Below are 25,047 nucleotides of genomic sequence, written 5' to 3'. Positions count from 1 at the left end.
GGCTTTCAGGCGATTACTGCGCCGGTGCCGGAGCGGGTTCCGCTTCCTGCGCCGGTTCAGCGTCTTCCGCCGGGGCGCCCAGCATGGCGAACTGGCCGATGAACTCCTGCAGCGACATCTTGTTGCCGTTCAGGTCAACCTGATTGTCAGCGTAGTGGAACTTGCTCGCGATCACGCCGTCTTTCTGGGTGGTCAGCTTGAACATCTGGCCCATGGCCGCCAGGCCCTGCACTTGCTGCTGCGCCAGTTTCTGCGCGTCTTCCTCATTGTAACCCTGCAACAGAGCGGTCTTCGCGGTCACTTCGGTGGCCATCGCTTCCGGAATGGTCAGGCTGAGATCCAGCTTTTTGACCGCCTGAGCGATCACTTGATCCGGCGACTGTGCCGGGGAGGCGGCCTTGCTCGGATCGGTCATCGCCAGATCCAGCGTGAAGAGGCTCTCACCCTTGCTGTTTTTCCAGCTCAGCGGGGCGATGCTGAGGCTTGGGTTGCCTTTCAGCAGCATCGGCAGGTTCTTTTGCAGCATCTCGGAGGTCTGCTGTTCGTAGACGTCCGGATCCAGGTTCTCGCCCTGCTGCAGCAGCGCCATGGTTTGGCGGTTGTAGCTGTCGGAGAAGTCTTTCAGCGCCTTGCCGTCGACGTTGTCGATTTTCAGCGTCAGTTTACCGGCGCCGAAGTCGTTGCCCTGCACCTTGAGCGCGTCCATGGTGTAATCGATCTGGCCGCCGATGTTGCTGCTGCCTTGCTCGCCGAACTTGCTCACCAGATTGAAACCGTCCAACGCCACGGTGTCTTTACCGTCGATCGTCAGTTTGAACTGTTTCAGGGTCATCGTCTGATCGCCGAGCTTCACGCCGAACTTGCTTTCGTTGCTGTTGCCTTTCAGGTTGAAGCCCTGGAAGGTGATCTGCTCGTTTTGGCCGAATTCGTTCGGGCTGGCGAACACGATAGTGTCGCTATTGGCGTCCAGCGCGAATTTTTTCAGATCGCGGGACACGTCGGCGTCAATGGTGGCGCCGCTGAATTTCAACGAAGATTTATCCTTCTGGTAGTCCAGTGGGATAAAGTCGATGGTGGACGCGGTATCGCCGCTGTACGAGATGCGCGAATCGGCGGTAAACAGCGATTTGCCTTTGGTGGTTTCAAACAGGCCTTTCACCGCCGGGGTGTTTTCCAGCTCGGTATGCACCGACGCCATGCTCGGCAGCAGGTTGAATTTTTTCAGCTGCGCGAACGGGAACGGACCGTGATCGATGGTTTCCAGGAACGCCACTTCTTCACCGGCTTTCAGCGCCGCGTTTTCACTGGTATCCGTGCCGTCGGAACGCAGCACATAACGCACTTTACTGCTGAACAGGCCGCGCTGGTAATTTTCATAGCTCAGCTTGACGCCGGCTTTCGGCAGGTAGGCTTTCAGTTGGCCGTTGGCGTTGTCGACGACTTCGCCCATGTGCTGCTCGATCTGTTTCCCGGTGTACCAGGATGCCCCGGTCCATGCTGCGCCAAGAACGACAATGACGCTGACAGCGACTAACGATTTTTTCATAGCTCTGTTTCATCCTTTTTTCTTATCACCCTCCGTTGCGTGGGAGGGGCAAATAGGGGCCGCCAAAAAACGCCCGCAGGCGTTCAATTGTGGGGGCAGCTCTCGCTTTCAGCAAGCAATTTGCTGAAATTTATCAACGGTTAGGCCAGTTGGTTATAAACCCGGGCGATGCGGCCGCTGCCGCTGACGTTGACCGGGGATTCGAAGGCGCCGATAAAGCAGGATTCACCCGGTTTGAGCGTCAGGCGCTGCCCGGATTTTTCCAGCGTTGCTTCGCCGCTGACGCAGAACACGATAGCCGCGCTCCGCTGTGCCAGCGCCTGCGGCGCGGCGGTCAAATCGTGCAGTGAGAAGGCGAAATCTTCCACCGGGATCGGGAAGAACAGCTCGTTGCCGCGCCGCTCCGGTTGGGTCAGCAGGCCGGAAGCCGGCTGCGGGCGAAACTGCAGGTTGGCCAGCAGCTCGGGCACGTCGATAAATTTCGGCGTCAGGCCGGCACGCAGCACGTTATCCGAGTTGGCCATCACTTCCAGCGCCACGCCTTTCAGGTAGGCGTGCGGCGTTTCGGCATACAGGAACATCGCTTCGCCCGGCGCGAGCTGCACCACGTTCAGCAGCAGCGGTGAGAACAGGCCGCTGTCGTCCGGATAGAAACCGGCGATGAACCGCACGGTATCCCAGGGTTCACCCTGCTGGTTGTTGAGCGCGGCTTTCAGCACGCCGAGTGCCAGCGACTTCTGCTCGCCGCTCATCGTCAACAGGCTGGCGAACAGGGTAGACAGATGGGCGGTGTCCGGCTGCTGCAGGAAGGCGGCGATATCGTGGTGCGCGCCGGCGATAGGTTGCAGCAGGGAAACGATATCGGCCAATTCACGAAAACCGTTCATCGCCAGGAACGGCGTCAGCGCGAACACCAGCTCGGGCTTGTGATTGGGATCTTTGTAGTTGCGTTCGGCGGCGCTCAGCGGGATGCCGGCGGCGTTCTCTTTCGCGAAGCCGACCTCGGCCGCCGCTTTGCTCGGGTGGACCTGGATCGACAGCGGCTGATCGGCGCACAGCACTTTAAACAGGAACGGCAACTCGCCAAAACGGCTGGCGACGTTGGCGCCCAGCTGTTTTGGCTGGTCTTCGTCGATCAGATCGCGCAGCGAACGCAGTTCACCGTCGGCGCCCGGCACGCGGGAAGGGCTCTTGGGATGGGCGCCCATCCACAGTTCGGCCATCGGCTGATTATCCGGGTTGGCGATGCCGTAAAGACGGGTCAGCGCGTCGTGGCTGCCCCAAGCGTAATTCTGTACCGCGTTGGTCATTTTTTGCATGTCGATAAACGTCCTTCTGCGTCATTGCCGCACTATTGGCAATTAACCTTCTGATTTTATACGGTTAACTCAATCTATGCCGACGACCATCATACCCTCGCGTCGGCAGGAAAAATCATGGGCGCGATCAAAACATCGCCGGATAACGTCGCGCCCGGCAACGGGGCCAAAGTATAGCGTGATAACGATCGGCGTCTCAATTGGTGCGCAGGTCTCAACGCGGCCCAGAAAATCCGTCGCAAGATTATTCTTTGGGAGAATGGGTTATTGCCGATAGCCCGCTTATCCTGCGTCATTATTTATTCTTCAGCATGTCAAACTATGTCGGCTGAATTTATTTTTTACCGTCTGAGCCATTCCCTTATTATTATTTTCGCGCTGCGCCGGGCGATCACACGCCGAGCTTAAACCGGCGCGTCAGACCCCTTTACCGTAACGGCCAACGAGTCGATTTAACGAAACAAGAGGTCTGTTGCATGAAAAAACTGTTGTTGTTGTTGGGCTTTTGCACCGGCGCAGCTCAGGCGGCGGTGATTGTCGCCTATCCCTACGCGGCTCCGCGCGCCGTGGTGATCGCGCCGGCACCGATCGTCGTTGCACCCGCGCCGGTAGCAGTTCCCACCGCGATCGCACCCGTGGCGCACCCGCTGGCACTTACCGCCGGCGCGGTGGCGACCGGGGCGTATCGGCATAATGAACGGCAGGGCGCCTATGACGAGATCAATCATCTGCAGCAACAACGTATCGATGAGCTCAATCATTTACAGGCGCAACGCATCAATAATTTTAATTCGCGTCATCCGCGTTAATGGCTACCCACATTTTTATTCTCCGGACTCATTTCCGGCCGTTTATTTCGGCGCGGGTTAACCGGCGGAAAATAACCGCGTCATTGATGGGTAAAAGAGATGAAACGTGCTGTGAGATAACTCTCTTAATGCGAATAGTTATTATGTCACTATACTGGGAGTGCATGCCGACGGGGGGGTAGCGCGTCGGCCTAACCCTACAATTTTAGGAATTATGCTAAGGAGATCATGATGGCAGGCGTTCGTATCGAAAAAGACTCTATGGGCCCCATCGAAGTCGCGGCCGACAAGCTGTGGGGCGCGCAAACCCAGCGTTCGTTGGCGCATTTCCGTATTTCCTCCGAAAAGATGCCGACCGCGCTGATCCACGCGCTGGCGTTGACCAAGCGCGCCGCCGCGCAGGTGAACGTGGATCTGGGGCTGCTGCCGGCCGAGCGGGGTGCCGCCATCATCAACGCCGCCGACGAAGTGCTGGCGGATCGTCATGCTGACCAGTTCCCGCTGTCCATCTGGCAAACCGGCTCCGGTACCCAGACCAACATGAACATGAACGAAGTGTTGGCCAATCGCGCCAGCGAGCTGCTGGGCGGCGTGCGCGGTGAAGAGCGCAAGGTGCATCCGAACGACGACGTCAATAAAAGCCAGAGCTCCAACGACGTGTTTCCCACCGCGATGCACGTGGCGGCGGTGATTGCGCTGCGCGAGCACCTGATCCCCGAGCTGAAAGTGCTGCACAAGACGCTGAGCGACAAGGCCGAAGCCTACCGCGACATCGTTAAAATCGGCCGCACCCACCTGCAGGACGCCACGCCGCTGACCCTGGGGCAGGAAATCTCTGGTTGGGCGGCGATGCTGGCGCACAATCTGAAACACATCGAGGACAGTATTCCGCACATCGCCGAGCTGGCGCTGGGCGGCACGGCGGTCGGCACCGGCCTGAATACCCATCCGGAGTACGCGGTGCGCGTCGCTAAAGCGCTGGCGGAATTGACCCATCAGCCGTTCGTCACCGCGCCGAACAAGTTCGAAGCGCTGGCGACCTGCGATGCGCTGGTGCAAGGGCATGGCGCGCTGAAAGGGCTGGCGGCTTCGCTGATGAAGATCGCCAACGACGTGCGCTGGCTGGCGTCTGGCCCGCGCTGCGGCATCGGCGAGATCTCGATCCCGGAGAACGAGCCGGGCAGCTCCATCATGCCGGGCAAGGTCAACCCGACCCAGTGCGAAGCGATGACCATGCTGTGCGCGCAGGTGCTGGGCAACGACGTGGCGGTGAACATCGGCGGGGCTTCCGGCAACTTCGAGCTGAACGTGTTTCGCCCGATGGTGATCCACAACTACCTGCAGTCGATTCGCCTGCTGGCCGACGGCATGCAGGGCTTTAACGAGCACTGCGCGGTGGGCATCGAACCGAACCGCGATCGCATCACCCAGTTGCTGAATGAATCGCTGATGTTGGTGACGGCGCTCAACACCCATATCGGTTATGACAAAGCGGCGGAAATCGCCAAGAAAGCGCACAAGGAAGGGCTGACGTTGAAAGCCGCAGCGCTGAAGCTCGGCTATCTGACCGAAGCGCAGTTCGATGAATGGGTACGCCCGGAGGCGATGGTCGGCAGCATGCAGAAGTAACCGCGTTCATCACCATCTCTTAACGGGGCGCGTTTGCGCCCCGTCTTTATCAGGCCAATCCTTCCAGCACCGACAACAGCGCCTGCGGCTCCGGCCGCCGGGTGTAATCGGCGTGCGCTTCGGCGTAGACAATACGGCCATCGGGAGTAATGACGAACCGCGCCGGCAGCGGCAGCGTCCAGCTGTCATCCTGGTTGAACTGCGCCAGATCGAGGCCGAGCCGCTGTTGATACAGGGCGATCAGCGCGTCCGGCAGGCGGTAACGCAGGCCGAATTGAGCCGCCAGGCGATTGCCTGCATCGCTGAGCAGCGGAAAGGTGAGATCGTGATCGCGCGCGGCCTGGCGGTTATGCACCGCGCTCTGCGGTGAAATGGCCACGAGCTGCGCGCCATGATGCGTGATGGCGGGGAGTGCGGCCTGCAGCGCCTGCAGATCGAGCGTACAGTAAGGGCACCAGACCCCGCGATAGAAACTGATGACCAGTGGGCCCTGCGCCAACAGCGCCGCGGAAGAGCATGGCCGGTTTTCGCTGTCCGGTAGGATAAAGCCGGGCGCGGCGTCGCCGACCGTCAGCGCGCATTCGGTAATGCCCGACGCGATCTGCGCCTGGGTCGCCTCACGCATCAGCGCGTGATCTTGCGCCGCGAGTTTGAACGGCAGTTGGTCGGTTTCGAATGCCACTTTGAAGGCATCGAGTTTGTCTTGCAGTGTCATGCGTTCTCCTGATGGGAATGAGGGGGAGCGCTCATCTTGCCCATTCCTAAATGGCGCGTGTAGACTGCAATAATGCTAACCGTTATTCCATCAAGGAATGTCATGGGTAAATTTGCCGATTACGAAACCTATGCCTGCGTTTACGAGAGCGGTTCCTTTACCGCGGCAGCGCGGCGGCTGCATGTGGGGCAGCCGGCGGTCTCAAAAGCGGTGGCGCGGCTGGAACAGCAGCTCGGCACGCGCCTGATGCTGCGCTCGACCCACGGCCTGCAGCCGACGGATGCGGGACAGCAGCTGTATCAACGCACCCGACGTATCCTTAACGAGCTGGCGGAGACCGAAGCGCTGGTGCAGAGCGCTGGCGAGACCCTGAGCGGCCGGCTTCGGGTCGCTTCGGCGGCAGTGTTCGCCCGCATCGTTCCCTTGCCTGATTTGACGGCGTTTATGCGCGCCAATCCGCGGTTGAACGTCGATCTGCTGCTGGATGACGGCAATTTGTCGCTGATTGAAGAGGGCATCGATATTGCCCTGTGTATTGGCGAATTGGAGGATTCCGGCTTTACCGCCCGCAAGCTGGGTGAGGTAAAGCAATGCGTGATCGGCACGCCCGGCTATTTTGCCGCTGCCGGTATGCCGCAGCGGCCGGAAGATCTGTTGCAGCATGAGATGGTGATTTACCATCACCGTGGCGGCGGCGAGCAGTGGCGCTTCAGCCGTGGAGAGGAACAGCGCACGCTGCGGCTGCCAGGGCGCATGCGGGTCAACGCGGCGGAGTGCGTGCGCGAGCTGGTGATGGCGGACTTCGGTGCTACCGTCGCCAGCGAAGGCATGTTTCGCAACGAGCTGCAAAGCGGGGCGGCGATTGCGGCCTTAGCGGACTGGCAACTGCCGCCGCTGGCGCTGTGGGCGGTGTTCCCCGGCGGCCATTTCGTTTCGGCCAAGGCGCGGGCCTTTGCCGATTTTGTCCAAACCGCGTTATGCAGGGAGCCGTGATATGTCGCGCGCACAACGTTTACTCGATCTGATGCAGCTGTTGCGTAGCCACCGTTATCCTGTAGCGGGCCATGCGCTGGCGCAGACGCTGGGCATCAGCATGCGCACGCTGTACCGCGATATCGCCACGCTGCAGCAGCAGGGGGCGGAGATCGCCGGCGAGGCGGGCGTCGGTTATGTGCTGCGCCCCGGCTTCATGCTACCGCCGCTGATGTTCTCGCAGGCGGAGACAGAAGCACTGGTGCTGGGGATGCGCTGGGTCAGCCGCCACGGCGACAGTCAGCTGGCGAGTGCGGCGGGCCAGGCGCTGGCCAAGATCGCCGACGTGCTGCCGCCGGCACTGCGGGAGGAGCTTGAGGCCAACACGTTGTTGATAGCGCCGGTTCAGGCGCCGCCGGTGGCGGATGAGCTGCGGGTGCTGATCCGTGACACCATCCGCCGCGAGCGCAAGCTGCATATCGACTATCTTGACCTGGCGGGGCAGCGCAGCGAACGCCTGCTGTGGCCCTTTGCACTGGGCTTTTTCGACCAGTTCCAGATGTTGGTCGCCTGGTGCGAGCTACGCCAGGCCTTTCGTCATTTTCGCCTCGATCGCATCCAGGCCGCCACGCCGTTGGAACCGCGCTATCCGCGCGGACGGCGGCGGCTGCTGAAAGAGTGGCGCCTCAGCGAGGGCATTGCGGAGCAATAGCGGCACGCTGCTGCCATAAACTGTCAGTCGCGCGCCTTAGTCTGTGCCTATCGGGAACCGGCCGGTTCCCATCATCCAGAGGACAGACCGATGACCCTTCCCAGCATGACCCTGCTTTACGTCGACAATCCGCTGAACAGTGCCGCCTTTTATCAACGTTTACTGGGACAGGCGCCGGTAGAGCTTTCTCCCGGCTTCGCCCTGTTTGTGCTCAACAACGGCTTCAAGCTGGGGATGTGGGCCAAACAGGGGGTAAAACCCGCTGCCACGTTGACCGGCGGCGGCGGTGAGCTGGGCTTCTTGTGCCAGGATCCGCATGAGGTCGAAGCGCGCTATAACCAGTGGCGCGAACTCGGGCTGCCTATCGAGCAAACGCCGACCGAGATGGAATTCGGTTACACCTTCGTCGCACGGGATCCGGACGGCCATCGCCTGCGAGTATATGCCCTCAACGAGTAGCGTCATCGGCATACAGGTGCAAGCGCGGCACCAGCAGCCGCAGCGGTCGGGCGTCGGGTTTGTAACGGTGTTTCACCGCGTCGACGTCGTAGTTGAGCAGCTCGCCAATCTTTGGCACTGCGGCGCCGCTCTCTACCTGACACAGGGCGATCAGCGGCAGCGGGCAGGGGTGCTGCACCTGCTTTTGCTGCTGCTGATACCACACGCGGGCGATAGGTTGTACTTTGACCGGCCGCTTGATTTTCAGCGTCGCGTGCTGCGGCAGACGGCTGACATCGTCTATTTCGCGGCTGACCAGGGCGGCCCACTGTTCACGGCTGTGCGGCGGCACCGCGCGGCCGGCTTTCAGGCTTTTCTCCAGCTGCGCCAGGATGTCGTCCCGCTTGACGTTTTTGATGATGTGCTTGTTGGCCCAGCCGAAGCGCACCGAGTCGGGGTTGGTCAGGGCGGTGAGGGTGCGGTAGGCGCTGAGGGTAATCAGCCCGTGCAAATGGGTGTGCACGAATTCGAAACGCTGCTCCGGCGCCAGACCGGAATCGACGGTGATAATCTGCTCCAGTTCGCCCTTCAGGCGGTTGATCAGCGCCAGCTGCGCCTGCAGCGTCAGATATTCCGGCTGCTCCACCGCCAGACAGATAACGCCGGGCAGGCGCACGGCGGCCTTGCTGCTGACATTCTCCCGGTTATGGTGGATGAACAGCCGCTGATAATGCTCCAGCGCCAGATCGCGCGCCGCTTGTCCCACATGCTGTTCGACCGCGATATGCGAGATAGCCTGATGTTCCTGGCCTTTTTCAACCTCCGGCAGGCTGAACACCCGCGCTGCCAGCAAGCGCAGCGGGGTGATCTGCTGCTGCAATGCGCCCAGCGCCTGCTCTAGCTCGACAAAGCAGGCATTCATTCGGCCAATCACATCGTATCTGCTCATCGTACGCTCCTATTTTAGTTACAACATACTATAGGAGAGTAGCAGGCTGGGGGCAACATCGGCGATGGGGAAATACTCGGCTTAACTGCCCGCCCGGCTTACCAGGGGGAAATAGGGCGGGCAGCAGGGGGAATTCTCTCGCTCGTCTGCCACACATGCGGGTAAGCGTGATTGTCGAAAATAAACCTGGTCTTCTTATAGTTTTGATTCATTGATGGATTTTTTGCTGTTCGTTTGTCTTCTGTTTAATCCATTTCTTGTTTGCCGTTGTCCAATCGCTGGAACAAACAGAATGGCAGGACGCTATGAGCCCTTGGGGTTATCTTTTCTTCTGTCATTAACGGGTGCTTTAACAGGAGGTTTACTGTGGATATTAAACAGAAAGTCAAAAACATGACGCTGGAAGAGAAGATCGGGCAAAAAATCATGCTGGATTTTCGCTACTGGGATCGGAACGGTAGCAGCAATCAGGATATGACCGTTCCCGATGAAGCCATTGGCAAGCTGATCGCCGATAACCACGTGGGCGGGGTGATCCTGTTCGCCAATAATCTTAAAGACAAGCAGCAGATCAAAACGTTGACGGCCTGGTATGCCGCGATGAAAACGCACGCCGGCATTCGCCTGTTTATCGGCACGGATAATGAGGGCGGTAACGTTTTCCGGCTGCCGCGCGGCGACTATGCCTCATTCCCCGGCAATATGGCGCTGGCGGCGGCGATTGAGGACGGTGCGGATAAACAGCTCGCCGTTGAACAGGGCAAGCTGATGGCCCAGGATATGCGCGCGTTGCATATCAATACCAACTTTGCCCCGGTCGTGGACGTCAACACCAACCCGTTCAACCCGGTGATTAACGTTCGCGCCTTCAGCGATGATAAGAACACCGTGTCCCGCCTGGCCGAGAAAATAGTGGCGGGGATGAAGCAGCAAGGGCTGATCACCGCTTACAAACACTTCCCTGGCCATGGCAGCACCTCCACCGACTCGCATACCGGTTTGCCGCGCGTCGATCGCACGCGGGAAGAGGCTTTTGCCATCGATATCGCCCCCTATAAGCAAGCTATCGATCGCTGCGCGGCGCCGGACATGGTCATGACCGCGCATATTCAGTATCCGGCTCTGGACAACCGCCAGATCGACACCCGCAACGGTGATAAAATCACGGTGCCGGCCACCATGTCGCATGAAATTCAGACACAGATTCTGCGCAATGAGTTGGGGTATGCCGGCGTAACGATTTCAGACGCGCTGGATATGGGCGCGATTGCTGAGCACTTCACCCAACAGGGGGCGGCTGAAAACGTCTTTGCCGCCGGGGTGGATATCGCCCTGATGCCTGTCAGCATCGCTTCGCCGGCCCAGGCTAACCTGCTGCCGGACCTGATTCGTTATCTTGCGGAAAGGGTGAAAACGGGGCATCTCAGCGAGGCTGATATCGATGCCTCGGTCGAGCGCATTTTGCGCCTGAAATTACGCCATGGCCTGATGGGGCATAGCGATAAACCTTGTTCCAACGACGTCGCGTTGTCAGCGCACAAGCTGGAAAAGCGCATTGCCGATCGCTCCATTACCGTGGTTATCAACCGTCACAGCCTGCTGCCGTTGAAAGACAAAGCGCTGCGCTATTTTATCCTGACCCCGTGGGGTGAGCAGGCCAAAGGCATCGCTAACGTGATGGCACAGGAAGGCTACCAGAACGTCGTTGCCGCGAAGGAAACGGAACTGAGCGATGCTCAGGTCAGGGCGCACATTGCCGATTGCGACGTGTTCCTGCTCGGCACGCTTTCGACCCGCTTTACGCCTGCTGAACAGGATGGGGTCATTACCTCCGCAACCGGAGCGAGTAATGACAGCAGCCCTTATCTGGGCTGGTTGAAATACGCCGCCGAACAGGGGAAAAAGCGCGTTCACCTCTCACTGCGCGCACCTTACGATATCGTGAACTATGCCGCAGACGTGGAGGCGGCCGTCGCCACCTATTCTTACTACGGGTATGACAGCGGCGTGTGGCGCGGTCCCTCGATGATATCTCTGGCACAGGTGCTGACGGGAAAAATCACACCGCACGGAAAACTGCCGGTCAACACCTGGCATGACTACGATGTGGAGACCAACACGGGCAAGATCGCATTCCCTCGCGGGACCGGGCTGAGCTGGTAATGGGACAAGTACCGGCGTCGTCAGAAAGGGCGACGCCGGCAGCTTGCTCGCGTTGAGAAAGCGGGCGGTTTCTTGCTCTGCACGAAACGACATGGGATAACCGTCACTCACGGAAGGAGAATATTTATGCCGACAGGCGCAACAAAACTAGGCGGATGGCTGTTGATGGCCGCCATGCTGGGCGTGAGCGGATGCGCCAAGCCCCCCGAACCGGAGAAACCTGCACAGCCGACACCGCCGGTTACACCGATGCGGGGCATCTGGCTGGCCACGGTCATTGGCTTGGACTGGCCGCCGGCGGCCTCCCTGAAAGCGGAAACGGCGCAAGAGCGGGTGCGCCTGCAGCAGCAGGGGCTGACGGATGCGCTGGACGACATGGTGAAAACCGGGATTAACACAGTGTATTTTCAGGTTAAACCGGACGGAACGGCCCTGTGGCGTTCTGACATCTTGCCTTGGTCTGAGGTCTTGACCGGCACCGTGGGCCAGGATCCGGGTTATGATCCGCTGGCCTTTATGCTGCAAGAAGCGCACCGGCGCGGTATCAAGGTCCACGCCTGGCTGAACCCTTATCGGGTTTCCATGAATACCCGACAGCAAACGATTGATGCACTTAATCAGACGTTGCAGTCCCCACCGGCCAGCGTCTATGCGCTGCATCCTGACTGGATCCGCACGGCCAACGACCGCTTCGTGCTCGATCCTGGCTTACCCGACGTGCGCAACTGGATCACTGGCGTAGTGGCTGAAATAGTCAAAAACTATGATGTCGATGGCATTCAATTTGACGATTATTTCTATTATGAAACGCCGCAATCGCCGCTGGATGATGGGAAGACGTATCGCGCCTACGGCAAAGGGTTTGCAGACAAAGCCGCCTGGCGCAGGGACAACACGCTGCAATTGATAAAACAGGTTTCAGCCACCGTCAAAGCGTTGAAACCCGCGGTTGCGTTTGGCGTCAGCCCGGCGGGCGTATGGCGAAACCAAGCGGACGATCCTGCCGGCTCGGCGACGCGGGCAGGGGCGCCATCGTACGATACGGCCTATGCCGATACGCGCCAGTGGGTAAAACTGGGGCTGCTCGACTATATCGCACCACAGCTGTATTGGCCTTTTGATCGTGAAATTGTCCGCTACGACGTGCTGGCCAACTGGTGGGCCGAGGTGGTGAAAGGCACGCCGGTTCGGCTCTATGCCGGGGTGGCGCTGTATAAAGTGGGCACGCCATCGGCCAGCGAGCCGGCCTGGACCGTCGATGGCGGCGTTCCCGAGCTGAAAAGGCAGTTGGATCTCAACGAGAGCCTGCCGGGGATGGGGGGAACCATCCTGTTCCGGCAACGCTATCTGACCGAGCCGCAAACGGATAAGGCCGTGGAGTACCTGCGCACCCGCTGGAAAACCGGTCAATAATCACAGGCACTGGCAGGACGAGCCGCGGCAAATCGCCGCGGCTTTTTCTTTTCAAAGACGAGCGGCTTCCGGCAGGCGTTTCAGGTAATGCACCACCAGCAGCGCCAGCAACAGCATCAGGCTGATAAACGCCGCTACGCCATTCCAGCCGAAGCTGTGCCAGAACACGCCGCCGAGGGTGCCGGCCACGCTGGAGCCGACGTAATAGCAGAACAGATACAGCGACGACGCCTGGCCTTTGGCGCGGCGCGCACGGCGGCCAATCCAGCTGCTGGCCACCGAGTGGGCGGCGAAGAAACCGGCGGTGAACAGCATCATGCCGATAAAGATCGCCGGCACCTGCGGCAGCGCGGTAATCAGGATCCCGATCAGCATAATCACGATTGACGCCAGCAGCACCGGGCCACGTCCTAAGCGCGAGGTGAGCGCGCCGGCCTTGGGCGAGCTGTAGGAACCGGTGAGGTACACCACCGACAGCAGGCCGACAATCGCCTGGCTCAGGTGGTAAGGATCCGCCAGCAGGCGATAGCCGATATAGTTGAACAGGGTGACGAAGCTGCCCATCAGCAGGAAACCTTCCGCGAACAGCAGCGGCAGGCCCTTATCGTGCCAATGCAGCTTGAAGTTGATCAGCAGGGTGCGCGGGCGCAGCGAGCTGGCGCGAAAATGCCGCGAGGCAGGCAGGATACGCCAGAACATGCAGGCGGCGGCGAGGGCGAACAGGCCGATGACCCCGAGCGATACGCGCCAGGAGAAGAAGTCGGTCAATACCCCGGTCACCAGGCGACCGCTCATGCCGCCGATCGAGTTGCCGCTGATGTATAGCCCCATCGAGAAGGCGACGAAGCTGGGATGGATCTCTTCGCTGAGATAGGTCATGCCGACCGCCGCCACGCCGCTCAGCGACAGGCCGATCAGCGCGCGCATCAGCAAAATGCCGTGCCAACTGGTCATAAAGGCGCAGATCAGCGTGCAGACCGCCGCCAGCAGCAGCGCTACCACCATCACCGATTTACGGCCGATGGCGTCTGACAGCGGCCCGGTGAACATCAGGCCGATCGCCAGCAGGCCGGTAGAGACCGAAAGCGACAGGCTGCTTTCCGCCGGCGATACGCCGAAGTCTTGCGACAGCACCGGCAGGATCGGCTGCACGCAGTAGAGCAGCGCGAAGGTCGCCAGCCCGGCGGAAAACAGCGCCAGCGTTACGCGCATAAACTGCGGCGTGCCGCGTTCGATATAGGGGAGTTTGTTGTTGAGGGTGGAGCGTTTTACTTTTGGCGCAGCGGCCGCGTCATCGTTGGCGGCCAGCGTCGACGGCATCACGGCCGCAGAACGCACAGGGGTTGTCACAGCGTTTCCTTACCGAACTTCGGGGAGATAAACAGACACTTTGCAGATAACAAAATGATAGGGAGTGGCGAATTTTTTGTCTAATATATTAATAATTCAAATTAAGATGTTTTAAATATGAATATCGAACTGAGACACCTGCGTTACTTTATTGCCGTGGCGGAAGAGCTGCATTTTGGCCGTGCCGCCGAGCGGTTGCGGATCTCCCAGCCACCGCTCAGCCAGCAAATCCAGGCGCTGGAAGAGATGGTCGGCGCGCGGCTGCTGGCGCGCAACAACCGCAACGTCAGTTTGACCCAGGCCGGGGAAATGTTCCTCAAAGAAGCCTACCAGGTGCTCGATCAGGTCGGGCGCGCGGCGGAAAAGGCGGCGCGTCTGGATCGTGGCGAACTGGGGGAAATGACCATCGGCTTTACCTCTTCCGCGCCCTTTATCGGCGTGGTGGCGCGCAGCCTGCGCACCTTTCGTCAGCAGTCCCCGCAGGTGCATATCAAAATGCGCGAAATCAACACCAAACAGCAGATCGAACCGCTGCTGAACGGTGAGCTGGATCTGGGGGTGATGCGCAACACGCGGCTGCCGGAAGTGCTGCACTATCAGCTGTTGCTGCGCGAACCGCTGGTGGCGGTGGTGCCGGAGGGGCATCCGCTGGCGGAAACGCCCGGCGGCGCGCTGCGTTTTCAACACCTGGCGCAGGAGCCGTTCGTGTTCTTCTCGCGCGAAGTGGGCACCGCGCTGTATGACGAAATTCTGCTGCTGCTCGGCAAGGCCGGCATTACTCCCTATATCACCCAGGAAGTGGGGGAAGCGATGACCATCATCGGGCTGGTCTCCGCCGGGTTGGGGGTGTCGATTTTGCCAGCGTCATTCGCCCGAGTGCGGGTGGACGGCGTGCGCTATTTGCCGCTGGCGGAGCCGGACGCCACCACCGAAGTTTGGCTGGTTCATCACCGCCGCCGGCCGCTGACCGCCGCGGCGCAGGCGCTGATGGCGTTGATGCTGAAATGACGTTGAGGTTGGGCAAATAAAAATCAATTCGCGCTGAAATTGCGAGGAATTTGTGCAGCAAATCACATAACGAATCAAATAGTTGACGCTGTATGACAAAAGCCCCACCATAACCCCTAGTCTTTATTTAGAAGCGCGAAAAATAGTAGGAGCCGGTTTGTGATTGCGGTTGGGCAGCCTGGGCATATCGATCAAATCAAGCAGACCAATGCGGGGGCGGTTTATCGGCTAATCGATCAGCTGGGTCCGATTTCGCGTATCGAACTGTCAAAACGCGCACAGCTGGCGCCCGCCAGCATCACCAAGATCGTGCGCGAACTGCTGGAAGCCCATCTGGTCAAGGAAACCGAGTACCAGGAAATCGGCAGCCGGGGCCGCCCGGCGGTGGGGCTGGTGCTGGACACCGAGGCTTGGCATTACCTTTCCGCCCGTATCAGCCGCGGCAGCATCACGCTGGCGCTACGCGATCTCAGCAGCAAACTGGTGGTGGAGGAGTTGCTGCCGCTGGCGGCCGAACCCCCTGAACCGCTGCTGAAACGCATCCTGACCGAAGTCGACCAATTCTTTATCCGCCACCAAAGCAAGCTGGAGCGGCTGACGGCGATCGCCATCACGCTGCCGGGCATGATCGACGTGCAGTCCGGCGTGGTGCACCGCATGCCGTTTTACGACGTGCTGGAGATGCCGCTCGGCCCGGCGCTGGAAACCCGCACCGGCCTGCCGGTTTACCTGCAGCATGACATCAGCGCCTGGACCATGGCCGAGGCGCTGTATGGCGCCTCGCGCGGCAGCCAGAACGTGATTCAGGTGGTGATCGACCACAACGTCGGCGCCGGGGTGATCACCGGCGGCCACGTGCTGCACGCCGGCAGCCACAGCGTGGTGGAGATCGGCCACACCCAGGTCGATCCGTACGGCAAACGCTGCTATTGCGGCAACCACGGCTGCCTTGAAACCGTAGCCAGCATCGAGAACATCCTGGAGATCGCCCAGCAGCGGCTGAGCGGTTCGATGAGCTCCAGCCTGCACGGCGCGCCGCTGACCGTTGAATCGCTGTGCGACGCCGCGCTGGCGGGCGATCAGCTGGCGCGGGACATCATTCTCGGCGTCGGCCACAGCGTGGGGCGCATTCTGGCGATCATGGTCAACCTGTTCAATCCGGAGAAGATCCTGGTGGGCTCGCCGCTCAACCGCGCGGCGGAGATCCTGCACCCGGCCATCGCGTCCTGCATTCGCCAGCAGGCGCTGCCGGCCTACAGCGAGCAGGTCAAGGTCGAATCCACGCAGTTCTTCAATAAGGGCACCATGCCCGGCGCCGCGCTGGTGAAAGAGGCGCTGTACAACGGTTCGCTGCTGGTGCAATTGCTGCAAGGCTAACATCAGAACTTCTTATTAATCCCGCAAAAGATTGAGCTACCTCAAGCCCCTACGTGGCAGCATCCCCTAGAATTTTTCCGAAAGACTTCTTCGCCGCCGATGCGGCGACACATTGTTAACGGGGCATTCTGGGGCATTTTATTCATGTTGAAGCGTTTATTTGTGACAGGCACGGATACCGACGTCGGTAAAACCGTGGTTTCCCGCGGGTTGATGCAGGCGCTGGCCGCCGAAGGCCGTTCAGTGGCCGGCTACAAGCCGATCGCCGCGCGCTGCCAGGAAACCAGCGAGGGCATCCGCAATAAAGACGCTTTGGTGTTGCAGGCATCTTCAACCTTGCCGCTGTCCTACGAGGAGATCAACCCCATCACTTGTCTGGATGAGGTGTTTCACGCGCATGCGACCGAGGATATCAACTATGGCCTGATGAGCAGCGGCCTGCGGGATCTGTCCGCCAAAGCCGATACGGTGGTGGTGGAGGGCAGCGGCGGCTGGCGCGTGCTGATGAACGATCTGCGGCCGTACGCCGAATGGGTGGTGCAGGAGCAACTGCCGGTGGTGCTGGTGGTGGGCATCAAGCTGGGCTGCGTCAGCCACGCGCTGCTGACCGCGCAGTCGATCATCAACGACGGCCTGCCGCTGCTGGGCTGGGTGGCCAACCGCATCAATCCGGGGTTGGCGCACTACGCCGAAACCATCACGGCGCTGCAACAGCGCATTTCCGCGCCGCTGCTGGGTGAAATTCCGTATCTGCCGCGCGCGGAGCAGCGCGAACTGGCGCACTACCTCGATATTTCCACGTTGCTGTAGCCCATTCAGGCACAGAACGTCGCCAACAATCGGGCGGCGATCAGCAGGCCCAGCCCATACACCGTGTGGGTGAGCAGGCTGAGGAGCCGCGCTCTGCGCGGATTGGCGGTTTTCGCCGCCGCCACGCCAAAGCCCAGCGCGGGCTGCATCACCAGAAACGGCGCCGCCAGGCTTAGCCAGCCGCTCAACAGCGCGATGCGCGGTTCCGGCGCCGCATACCACTCGATGCCCGCCAAACCGAGCGGGATAAAGGCGAACGCCAAGCCGATGGCGTAGTGCAGTATCCAGCCGATTTTTCTCTCACCCTGGCGCGGCGGCGCCGTGACGATGGTGGCGTGAAACCAGCGGCCGTCGAACATGCCGAGAAACCAGCGGCCCACCAGCGCGTAATCGAGGGAAGGGATGCCGAAGCGCCGCTTCAGCAGCAACGCCCACAAATCCATGCAGAGGGTGGCGCCGGCGCCGGTTAACAGGATGCGCACTAACATATCGGGGGTCATACGGGTGTCCTTAACTCAGTGACGTGATAATGTGCGCACAGTGTGCAACTTAAAGTCGGCTTCAAGTCAATGGCAAAAGAACTGGATATCGGCGCGGTGGCGCGCCTGAGCGGAGTCGCGCCTTCTGCGCTGCGGCATTACGAGAAAAAGGGGCTGATCGCGTCGATAGGTCGCCACGGTTTGCGCCGTCAATACGCCGCCGGGGTGCTCGATCAACTGCGGCTGATTGCGCTCGCGCGCCTGGCCGGCTTTACGTTGGATGAGATGAGTGCCTTGTTTGACGAACGGGGCCAAATCGCGATCGATCGCGGGCTGCTGGCGGCGCGGGCGGATGAGCTGGATCGCCATATCCAGCGCCTGATGCAGGTGCGCGATGGGCTGCGGCACATGGTCGATTGTCCTGAACCCGAGCACCTGCAGTGCCCGCAGTTCAGGAAAATATTGCAGCAGGGTGAGTTCTAAGCCTCGCGTTTGGGCGGCGGCGCCGTGTGGTACACCGACACCGGTCGCAGGCCGCGCGACACGGTGGTGGCGATCACGCAGGCCAGCAGAATGCCGGGCAGCAGCGCGTATTCGCCGGTCATTTCAAACACCATCAGCGCCGCCATGATCGGCGCATGGGTGGTAGCGGCCAGCAGGGTAGCCATGCCGGTCAGCGCCAGCAGCAGCGGCACCGCCGCATCCATGCCCGGCCACAGGCCAAACAGCTGACCGATGATCGAGCCGAGCGCGGCGCCGACGAACAGCGTCGGGGTGAAGACCCCGCCGGGTGCTCCCGACCCGCTGCTGGCAAGGATTGCCAACAGTTTACATACCAGGATCGCCCCCAGCAGCAACACCCCCGGTGGCGCAATCAGCAGCGCCTGTACCACGCTGTAACCGTTGCCCCACACCTGTGGGAACAGCAGCGAAAGCAGCCCGACGATCAGGCCGCCCAACGCCAGCTGCAACGGCGGCTTCAAACGCAGCGATCGGAACGCGCGGCCGGTGGCGGTCATCAGCCATAAAAACAGCGGCCCGCCGGCGCCGGCCACCACGCCGACCAGCGCCATCAGCAGGTATTGTGTCGGCAGAGGGGCGGATAGCGGCGTCACCAGGTAGAGCGGCGCCTGGCCGCCGTTGAGCAGGTTGGTCATCAGCAGGGCGCTCACTGCGGCGATCACCACCGGGCCGAGCGAGGCCAGCATCAGGGTGCCGAACAGGATCTCGGCGATAAACAGGCTGCCCGCCAGCGGCGCATGATAGGCGCTGGCCATCCCGGCGGCGGCAGCGCAGGCCACCCACAGTTTCCATTCTTTCTCGTGCGTAAAGCGCTGGGCAAACAACGAGCCCACCAGCGCCGCCAGCAGGATCATCGCGCCTTCGCGGCCGATGGCGCTGCCGCTCGACACCACCAGCAGCGACGCCAGACACTTCACCAGACTGGCGCCGGTATCCAGCTTGCCGTTGCCGGTCTCAATCGCTTCCATATAGTCGGTGGGCGCAGCCGGACGCTGGTGGCGGTAGCGCTGGTGAATATACAGCAGCAGGCCCGCCGCCAGACCGCCCAGCGCGGGCGTCAGCGCGCGTCGCCAGCCGGGCAGCGCGGCGGCGGCGGCCACCAGGCTGCCGTCGGCATTGCCGAGCAGCAGCCACTCGAGGCCAATCATCGAACGGTGGAACAGCCACACCGCCAGGGCGGCGGCGACGCCGATAAACACGGCGATAAGCAGGCTGCGCAGCAGGGCGCGATAGTGGTGCAGGTGGACCAATCTTTTCATGCGTGGGCGGCGTCGTGAGAAAAATCAAAGGGTCATCAGCGCATTGTGCTTGGCGCTCCGGCCGATGACCAGTGAATCTTTAGCAAACTGCGGCATAGGCGGGGCGGCGAGCGCCCCGGCGGGGGTTATTGCGGCGTCAACACCCGGCGCGTGCGGCCGGAGCTGAGGTAGTCGGCGATATAATCCTGCGAGATTTCGCCGCTGTAGCGGCCGTCTTCATCGACGATCGGCATCCAGGAGGTGTTGTGCTCGTACAGTTTCGACAGCACCACGCGCAGGTTCTCCTCCGCACGGGCGGTGACGCGGAAACGGTGCAGGCTGTCGGCGCAGACCCCGGGCGCGCCGCGCGCCTCACGGCGTTTGACGTATCCCAACGGTTTGCCGTCGGCATCCACCACCGTCACCGAGCGGGCGTCGATATCGTCCATCAGACCGAACGCTTCCACTAGCGGCGTCTCCCGGCGCACCGTCACCGTTTCCTGTTGATCGGCCACGTCGCCGGCCTGCACCAACAGCAGGCGCTTCAGCGTGCGATCCTGGCCGACAAAGGACGCGACGAAGTCGTTCGCCGGCCGCGCCAGCAGCTCATCGGCGCTGGCGTTCTGCACGATTTTGCCCTGGCGGAACACCGCGATGCGATCGCCGAGCTTCAGCGCTTCGTCGATGTCGTGGCTGACCAGCATCACGGTCTTTTTCAGCTGGCGCTGCATGTCGAGAAACTCGTTCTGGATGGTTTCGCGGTTGATCGGGTCTACCGCGCCGAAGGGCTCATCCATCAGCAGCACCGGCGGATCGGCGGCCAGCGCGCGGATCACGCCGATGCGCTGTTGCTGCCCGCCGGACATCTCTTTCGGGTAGCGGTGCAAAAAGCGCTTGGGATCCAGCGCCACCATGCTCATCAGCTCCTCGGCGCGATCGTGGCAGCGTTTTTTGTCCCAACCCAGCATGCGCGGCACTACGGTGATGTTCTCCTCGATGGTCATGTTGGGGAACAGACCGATCTGCTGGATGACGTAGCCGATTTTGCGGCGCAGGCTGACGGTATCCAGCGCGCTGGTGTCCTCGCCGTTGATCAGAATGGTGCCGCCGGTGGGTTCGATCAGGCGGTTGATCATCTTCAGCGTGGTGGTTTTGCCGCAGCCGGAAGGGCCGAGCAGCACGCAGATTTCGCCTTCCGGCACGTCCAGATTGATGTTGTCGACGGCGTTGAACGGTGTGCCGTTCTTCTGCATGAACTGTTTGGTCAGATTTTCCAATTTAATCATGAGCGGATCCCCTTGGGCGTTAGCGCAATTTGCAAGCGGTGCAATAACCAATCGAGAACGATCGCCAGCAGGCTGATCATCACGGCGCCGGTAATCAACTGGCGGATGTCGCTGCTGCTGATGCCGTTGAGCAGCAGCAGGCCAAGGCCGCCGGCGCCGATCACTGCGGCTATCGCCATCACGCCGATATTCATCACCACGGCGGTGCGAATGCCGCCGAAAATCACCGGCAGTGCCACCGGGATCTCTACCCAGCGCAGGCGTTGCCAGAACGTCATGCCGATGCCGCGGCCGGCTTCGCGCAGCCCGCCGGGCAGGTTGTCGAGCGCGGTGTGGGTATTGCGCACGATCGGCAGCAGCGAGTAGAGGAACACCGCGGTGATCGCCGGTACGTAGCCAATGCCGTGGCCGATTAAGGAAAACAGCGGGATCATCAGCCCGAACAGGGCGATGGAGGGCACGGTCAGCACCAGCGTGGCCAGGCTCAGCACCGGCGTCGCCAACCATTTGTGGCGGACAATCAGCACGCCGAGCGGTACGCCGATCAGGATCGCCAGGCCGACGGCGACGCCGACCAGCAGCAGGTGTTCCAGCGTCAAGCCGGCGATATAGGCCCAGTTTTGCCAGGCGTAAAGTAAGGTATTCATCATGTCTCCTAAATCAGGCCGCGCTGCTTGAGGAACGCGTCGGCGACCTGTTGCGGCGTCTGGTAGTCGATATCTACCTTGGCGTTAAGCTCGGTGATGACCTGGTTATTGAACTGTTTCGACAGCGTGTTCAGCGCCGCTTCCAGCCCCGGCGTGTTTTGCAACACGTCGGCGCGCACCACCGGCGTGACCGCATAACTCGGGAAATAGCCTTTGTCGTCTTCCAGCACCTGCAGATCGAACCCTTTCACCCGACCGTCGGTGGTGTACACCAGCCCGGCGTCGACGAAGCCGTCGCGAATGGCGTTGTAGACCAGGCCGGGGTCCATCTGGCGGATTTGCGGGCGATCGAGCGGCATGTCGTACAGCGCCTGCATCGGCTTCAGGCCGTCCGAGCGGCCGGCGAACTCCAGATCCAGCCCCAGCAGCCAGTTGTGTTTAGGGTCGGTTTTACGCACCTGCTCCACTTTGGCCACCAGCTGCGACATCGTGCGGATCTGCTCTTTTTCCGCGCGCTGTCGCTGCATGGCGAAGGCGTAGGTGTTGTTCATGTCCGCCGGCTGCAGCCAAACCAGCCCGAGTTTGGCGTCGAGCTTTTTCACCGTGTCGTAGGTTTCCTGCGGCGACATGCGCTTATTGATGTGGTTAAAGATGATCAGCGAGGTGCCGGTGTATTCCCAGGTCATGTCGATCTGTTTGTTGATCATCGCGTTGCGGGTGATCACCGTGGCCAGATTGGTCTTGGGTTCGACCTGAAAACCTTTGGCCCGCAGGTATTGCACGGTGATTGCCGACAGAATGCGCTGTTCGGTAAAGTTCTTGCTCGCCAGCGTCAGCGGGGCGGCCCAGGCGGCCGCGCCGGTCATCAGCAAGGAGAACAGCAGCGCGTGGCGGAGTGGTTGTAACCATCGAGTCATCGCGTTTCTCCCGTCAAGATGCGGTATGAGGGCTGAGCCGGCGGCCGAGACCGGCCAGCGCCAGATCGAGCAGCAGGGCGATCAGCGCGGTGGCGGCGGCGCCGAGGATCAGCGTCGGGAAGTCGTTCAGGTAGATGCCGGGGAAGATCAGCTCGCCGTAGCTGCTGGCACCGATTAAAAACGCCAGCGGCGCGGTGCCGACGTTAATCGCCATCGCGATGCGCACCCCGGCGAAGATCACCGGTAGCGCGTTAGGGAGTTCAACCTGCCGCAGTCGCTGCCCGGCGGTCATGCCAATACCGTTGGCGGCCTCGACCAGCGCCGGTGGCACCGAACGCAGGCCGGCATAGGTATTGCGCACGATGGGCAGCAGCGAGGCGAGGAACAGTGCCACCACCGCCGGCCGATCGCCGATGCCGATGATTACCATCGCCAGCGCCAGCACCGCCAGCGGCGGCAGGGTGTTGCCGACGTTGAAGATCTGCATCACGTGTTCCGCCCAGCGGCGGGCAAAGGGGCGGCTCAGCAGGATGCCGCTGGGAATGCCGACCAGCAGCGACAGCAGCATGGAGCAGGCCACCAGGAACATGTGTTGCTGGCCGAGATAGATCAAATCTTCCCGGCGCGACTTGAGGGTGTCCCAACCGATGCCGTAAACCAGCAGCGCGATGACGGCGATAAACAGCAGGCTCCCGAGGAGCAGGCGCCGGTATGGCGCTGACTTGTGCATGATGTTGCGTCCTCCGTTGCGCGGAGCGGCCGACGAGACGGCGCATTCCGCTCTGATTGTTACCCACGGCCCGGCGGGCGTGGCGGTACAAAACGGGCGTTTCGCATGAGGTTAGCGACATTGAGCGAAGGGTGCGTTCGGCACAGCGTGCTGAACGTAGGCTCAATACGTGAGTTAATCAGCATAAGATACTGATATTTAAACCCAAGAAAGCACGAAGCCCAAAGGCGTCGGCTAGGGAAGGTATAGCACCCTGTCGTTGGTCGTGCCAAGTTTTATGAACAAAATCAGGTGATTGAGTTTACGCCGATCTGCGCCTCAGCCCGCGTCAGCGCTGGGATTCATGGAAAGTGAAAAAAATCCGCCGCATAACGTTACGCCGTAACAATGAGTCGCAAATGGTGCGATTCGCCGCCGGCAAAGACAGGATGTGAGGGCGGATAGACTCGGCGCAGGCGCTTGCTGATATACTCAGAGAAAATAAAAACGCCAGGAAAGCTGCATAACGCCATGACAAATAACGTTTCACCCGCACCCATCGCCCACCGGCCGCTGATTCTGATCGCCTGTATGCTGGCGATGTTCATGTCGGCAATCGAAGCCACCATTGTCGCCACCGCCATGCCCACCATTATCGGCGATCTCGGCGGCTTCTCGCTGCTGGGGTGGGTATTCGCGGTCTATTTGCTGGCGCAGGCGATCACCATCCCCATCTACGGGCGGCTGGCGGATCTCTACGGCCGCAAGCGGGTGTTCTTCTTCGGCGCCACGCTGTTCCTGCTGGGATCGGTGCTGTGCGGCTTCGCCCCCGACATGTATTGGCTGATCGGCTTTCGTCTGCTGCAGGGGTTGGGCGCCGGCGCCATCATGCCGATCGCGTCCACCATCATCGGCGACATCTACAGCGCCACCGAGCGGCCGAAGGTGATGGGCTACCTGTCGAGCGTATGGGGCGTGTCGGCGATCATCGGCCCGCTGTTGGGGGCGTTTATCGTCCAGCATCTGCCGTGGGCGCTGGTGTTCTGGGTTAACCTGCCGATCGGCCTGCTGGCGATGTTCTTCCTCTGGCGCTATCTGCCGGCGCATCAGCAGCTGCGGCGGCACGCGCTGGATCTGGCGGGCACCGCCTGGCTGACGCTGTTCGTTTCGGCGCTGCTATTGGCGCTGTTGCAGATGGAAAGTCTGGGATGGTGGGTGGCGCCGCTGTTTGCGCTGGCGGCGGCGTCGCTGGCGCTGCTTGTCCGCCAGGAGCGGCGTGCGGTCGAACCGTTGTTCCCGCTGGCGCTGTGGCAAAGCCGGGTGATCATCGCCGGCAACATCGGCGGGCTGGTGATCGGTGCGGCGATGATGGGCATCAGCGCTTTCCTGCCCACCTTCATTCAGGGCGTGATGGGCGGCTCGCCGCTGGAGGCGGGCACCACGCTGGCCCTGATGTCGATCGGTTGGCCGCTGGCCAGCACGCTGAGCGGCCGTTTGATGCTGATGACCTCGTATCGCGCCACGGCGCTGCTGGGGGCGCTGCTGTTGGTGGCGGGCGGCCTGATATTGCTGCTGTTGCAGCCGGCGGGCGGCCTGCTGTGGGGCCGGGTGGCGGCGTTTATGGTCGGCGCCGGTATGGGGTTGTGCAACACCACGTTTCTGGTTTCGGTGCAGAACGCGGCGCATTACAGCATTCGCGGCATCGCCACCGCCTGTACGGTGTTTACCCGCATGGTGGGGTCGGCCATCGGCACCGCTATTCTGGGCGCGACGCTGAATCTCAACTTGCAGTGGCGTTTGCCGGAGATTGACGATCCGGTGCAGCGTCTGATGGAACCGGCGGTGCGCCAGAGCATGGGGAGCGAGGCGTTGGCGCAGCTGACCCAGCAGGTGGCGGCTTCGCTGCATTGGGTATTTCTGGTGTCGGCGCTGGTGTCGTTGCTGGCGCTGGCGGCGGCGATGCTGATCCCGGCGCGTTGTCGGCCGCAGGGCGAAGAAGAAGAGGCGGAGCAGGCGTAAGGGAGAAGGAAAGGGCGCTG

At 61.2% G+C, this 25,047-nt stretch carries 23 protein-coding genes; 12 read left to right on the top strand and 11 right to left on the bottom strand.

Annotated elements, in window-relative coordinates:
* Positions 1-13: 13 nt before the first annotated feature.
* Positions 14-1,546, bottom strand: coding sequence for a YdgA family protein (locus tag ACJ8J5_RS11785; RefSeq protein ID WP_025302700.1), 1,533 nt, complete (start codon positions 1,544-1,546; stop codon positions 14-16).
* Positions 1,547-1,686: 140 nt separating this feature from the next.
* Positions 1,687-2,865, bottom strand: coding sequence for a mannose-6-phosphate isomerase (gene manA, locus ACJ8J5_RS11780; protein WP_025302701.1), 1,179 nt, complete (start codon positions 2,863-2,865; stop codon positions 1,687-1,689).
* A 476-nt stretch (positions 2,866-3,341) separates the two neighbouring features.
* On the opposite strand from manA, the gene ACJ8J5_RS11775 reads away from it, so the two are divergent.
* Both ACJ8J5_RS11775 and fumC read left to right on the top strand, forming a co-directional pair.
* Entirely contained in the window at positions 3,342-3,674 is a 333-nt protein-coding gene (locus ACJ8J5_RS11775; protein ID WP_414104661.1) for a hypothetical protein, read from the top strand.
* A gap of 231 nt (positions 3,675-3,905) precedes the next feature.
* On the top strand, positions 3,906-5,303 hold the full coding sequence (gene fumC, locus ACJ8J5_RS11770; protein ID WP_025302703.1) for a class II fumarate hydratase: 1,398 nt from the start codon (positions 3,906-3,908) through the stop codon (positions 5,301-5,303).
* A gap of 49 nt (positions 5,304-5,352) precedes the next feature.
* Here fumC and ACJ8J5_RS11765 read toward each other — a convergent pair whose 3' ends face one another.
* Complete coding sequence (locus ACJ8J5_RS11765; RefSeq protein ID WP_414104660.1) at positions 5,353-6,018, bottom strand: peroxiredoxin-like family protein; 666 nt, start codon at positions 6,016-6,018, stop codon at positions 5,353-5,355.
* A gap of 102 nt (positions 6,019-6,120) precedes the next feature.
* Here ACJ8J5_RS11765 and ACJ8J5_RS11760 point away from each other — a divergent pair, with 102 nt between their 5' ends.
* From ACJ8J5_RS11760 to ACJ8J5_RS11750, 3 genes are all read left to right on the top strand, one after another.
* A complete protein-coding gene (locus ACJ8J5_RS11760; RefSeq protein ID WP_025302705.1) occupies positions 6,121-7,011 on the top strand; it encodes a LysR family transcriptional regulator in 891 nt (296 codons plus the stop codon).
* A 1-nt stretch (position 7,012) separates the two neighbouring features.
* Complete coding sequence (locus tag ACJ8J5_RS11755; RefSeq protein WP_025302706.1) at positions 7,013-7,702, top strand: helix-turn-helix transcriptional regulator; 690 nt, start codon at positions 7,013-7,015, stop codon at positions 7,700-7,702.
* Between the two features lie 90 nt (positions 7,703-7,792).
* Positions 7,793-8,161, top strand: coding sequence for a VOC family protein (locus ACJ8J5_RS11750; protein WP_141997958.1), 369 nt, complete (start codon positions 7,793-7,795; stop codon positions 8,159-8,161).
* Here ACJ8J5_RS11750 and tus read toward each other — a convergent pair.
* A complete protein-coding gene (gene tus, locus ACJ8J5_RS11745) occupies positions 8,151-9,089 on the bottom strand; it encodes a DNA replication terminus site-binding protein (protein WP_049295509.1) in 939 nt (312 codons plus the stop codon). The two genes, ACJ8J5_RS11750 and tus, sit on opposite strands and share 11 nt — an antisense overlap.
* A gap of 366 nt (positions 9,090-9,455) precedes the next feature.
* On the opposite strand from tus, the gene ACJ8J5_RS11740 reads away from it, so the two are divergent.
* Positions 9,456-11,252: a glycoside hydrolase family 3 N-terminal domain-containing protein gene (locus ACJ8J5_RS11740; protein ID WP_442520480.1), complete on the top strand. Its 1,797-nt coding sequence runs from the start codon at positions 9,456-9,458 to the stop codon at positions 11,250-11,252.
* Between the two features lie 126 nt (positions 11,253-11,378).
* Positions 11,379-12,665, top strand: coding sequence for a glycoside hydrolase family 10 protein (locus ACJ8J5_RS11735; RefSeq protein WP_187181957.1), 1,287 nt, complete (start codon positions 11,379-11,381; stop codon positions 12,663-12,665).
* Between the two features lie 51 nt (positions 12,666-12,716).
* Here ACJ8J5_RS11735 and ACJ8J5_RS11730 read toward each other — a convergent pair whose 3' ends face one another.
* Entirely contained in the window at positions 12,717-13,985 is a 1,269-nt protein-coding gene (locus tag ACJ8J5_RS11730; protein ID WP_414104699.1) for an MFS transporter, read from the bottom strand.
* Between the two features lie 147 nt (positions 13,986-14,132).
* Between ACJ8J5_RS11730 and ACJ8J5_RS11725 the strand changes: the two genes are divergently transcribed.
* The 3 genes from ACJ8J5_RS11725 to bioD all read left to right on the top strand — a co-directional run bounded on the left by ACJ8J5_RS11725 (position 14,133) and on the right by bioD (position 17,210).
* Positions 14,133-15,023 (top strand): LysR substrate-binding domain-containing protein, encoded by an 891-nt coding sequence (locus tag ACJ8J5_RS11725; RefSeq protein WP_414104658.1) that lies wholly within the window; start codon positions 14,133-14,135, stop codon positions 15,021-15,023.
* Positions 15,024-15,182: 159 nt separating this feature from the next.
* Positions 15,183-16,400: a sugar metabolism global transcriptional regulator Mlc gene (gene mlc / locus ACJ8J5_RS11720; RefSeq protein WP_414104657.1), complete on the top strand. Its 1,218-nt coding sequence runs from the start codon at positions 15,183-15,185 to the stop codon at positions 16,398-16,400.
* Positions 16,401-16,544: 144 nt separating this feature from the next.
* The gene (gene bioD / locus ACJ8J5_RS11715; protein WP_025302714.1) at positions 16,545-17,210 is read left to right on the top strand and encodes a dethiobiotin synthase; all 666 of its coding nucleotides are present in this window, start codon (positions 16,545-16,547) and stop codon (positions 17,208-17,210) included.
* Between the two features lie 5 nt (positions 17,211-17,215).
* On the opposite strand, the gene ACJ8J5_RS11710 is transcribed toward bioD, so the two are convergent.
* Positions 17,216-17,710 carry a DUF2938 family protein gene (locus ACJ8J5_RS11710; protein WP_043143271.1) on the bottom strand — a complete coding sequence of 165 codons (495 nt, stop codon included), beginning with the start codon at positions 17,708-17,710 and terminating at the stop codon, positions 17,216-17,218.
* A 69-nt stretch (positions 17,711-17,779) separates the two neighbouring features.
* Between ACJ8J5_RS11710 and ACJ8J5_RS11705 the strand changes: the two genes are divergently transcribed.
* Positions 17,780-18,172 (top strand): helix-turn-helix domain-containing protein, encoded by a 393-nt coding sequence (locus ACJ8J5_RS11705; RefSeq protein ID WP_043143268.1) that lies wholly within the window; start codon positions 17,780-17,782, stop codon positions 18,170-18,172.
* Here the strand turns inward: ACJ8J5_RS11705 and clcB are convergent.
* The 5 genes from clcB to ACJ8J5_RS11680 all read right to left on the bottom strand — a co-directional run bounded on the left by clcB (position 18,169) and on the right by ACJ8J5_RS11680 (position 23,029).
* Positions 18,169-19,470 carry a voltage-gated ClC-type chloride channel ClcB gene (gene clcB / locus ACJ8J5_RS11700; protein ID WP_025302717.1) on the bottom strand — a complete coding sequence of 434 codons (1,302 nt, stop codon included), beginning with the start codon at positions 19,468-19,470 and terminating at the stop codon, positions 18,169-18,171. The genes ACJ8J5_RS11705 and clcB overlap by 4 nt on opposite strands.
* 125 nt (positions 19,471-19,595) lie before the next feature.
* The gene (gene osmV / locus ACJ8J5_RS11695) at positions 19,596-20,735 is read right to left on the bottom strand and encodes an osmoprotectant ABC transporter ATP-binding protein OsmV (RefSeq protein WP_016927861.1); all 1,140 of its coding nucleotides are present in this window, start codon (positions 20,733-20,735) and stop codon (positions 19,596-19,598) included.
* Entirely contained in the window at positions 20,732-21,382 is a 651-nt protein-coding gene (gene osmW / locus ACJ8J5_RS11690) for an osmoprotectant ABC transporter permease OsmW (RefSeq protein WP_015377782.1), read from the bottom strand. The genes osmV and osmW overlap by 4 nt, the downstream gene beginning before the upstream one ends.
* 8 nt (positions 21,383-21,390) lie before the next feature.
* The gene (locus ACJ8J5_RS11685; protein ID WP_173888958.1) at positions 21,391-22,248 is read right to left on the bottom strand and encodes a glycine betaine ABC transporter substrate-binding protein; all 858 of its coding nucleotides are present in this window, start codon (positions 22,246-22,248) and stop codon (positions 21,391-21,393) included.
* 64 nt (positions 22,249-22,312) lie between these two features.
* Positions 22,313-23,029 carry an ABC transporter permease gene (locus ACJ8J5_RS11680; RefSeq protein WP_043143261.1) on the bottom strand — a complete coding sequence of 239 codons (717 nt, stop codon included), beginning with the start codon at positions 23,027-23,029 and terminating at the stop codon, positions 22,313-22,315.
* A 510-nt stretch (positions 23,030-23,539) separates the two neighbouring features.
* On the opposite strand from ACJ8J5_RS11680, the gene ACJ8J5_RS11675 reads away from it, so the two are divergent.
* Positions 23,540-25,027, top strand: a complete 1,488-nt coding sequence (locus ACJ8J5_RS11675) for an MDR family MFS transporter (protein ID WP_089195843.1) — start codon at positions 23,540-23,542, stop codon at positions 25,025-25,027.
* The last annotated feature ends 20 nt before the right edge of the window (positions 25,028-25,047 follow it).

It is taken from the genome of Serratia sp. CY43202 (assembly GCF_052168755.1).
Lineage (GTDB): Bacteria > Pseudomonadota > Gammaproteobacteria > Enterobacterales > Enterobacteriaceae > Serratia > Serratia bockelmannii.
This window is presented reverse-complemented; position numbering and strand designations above follow the sequence as displayed.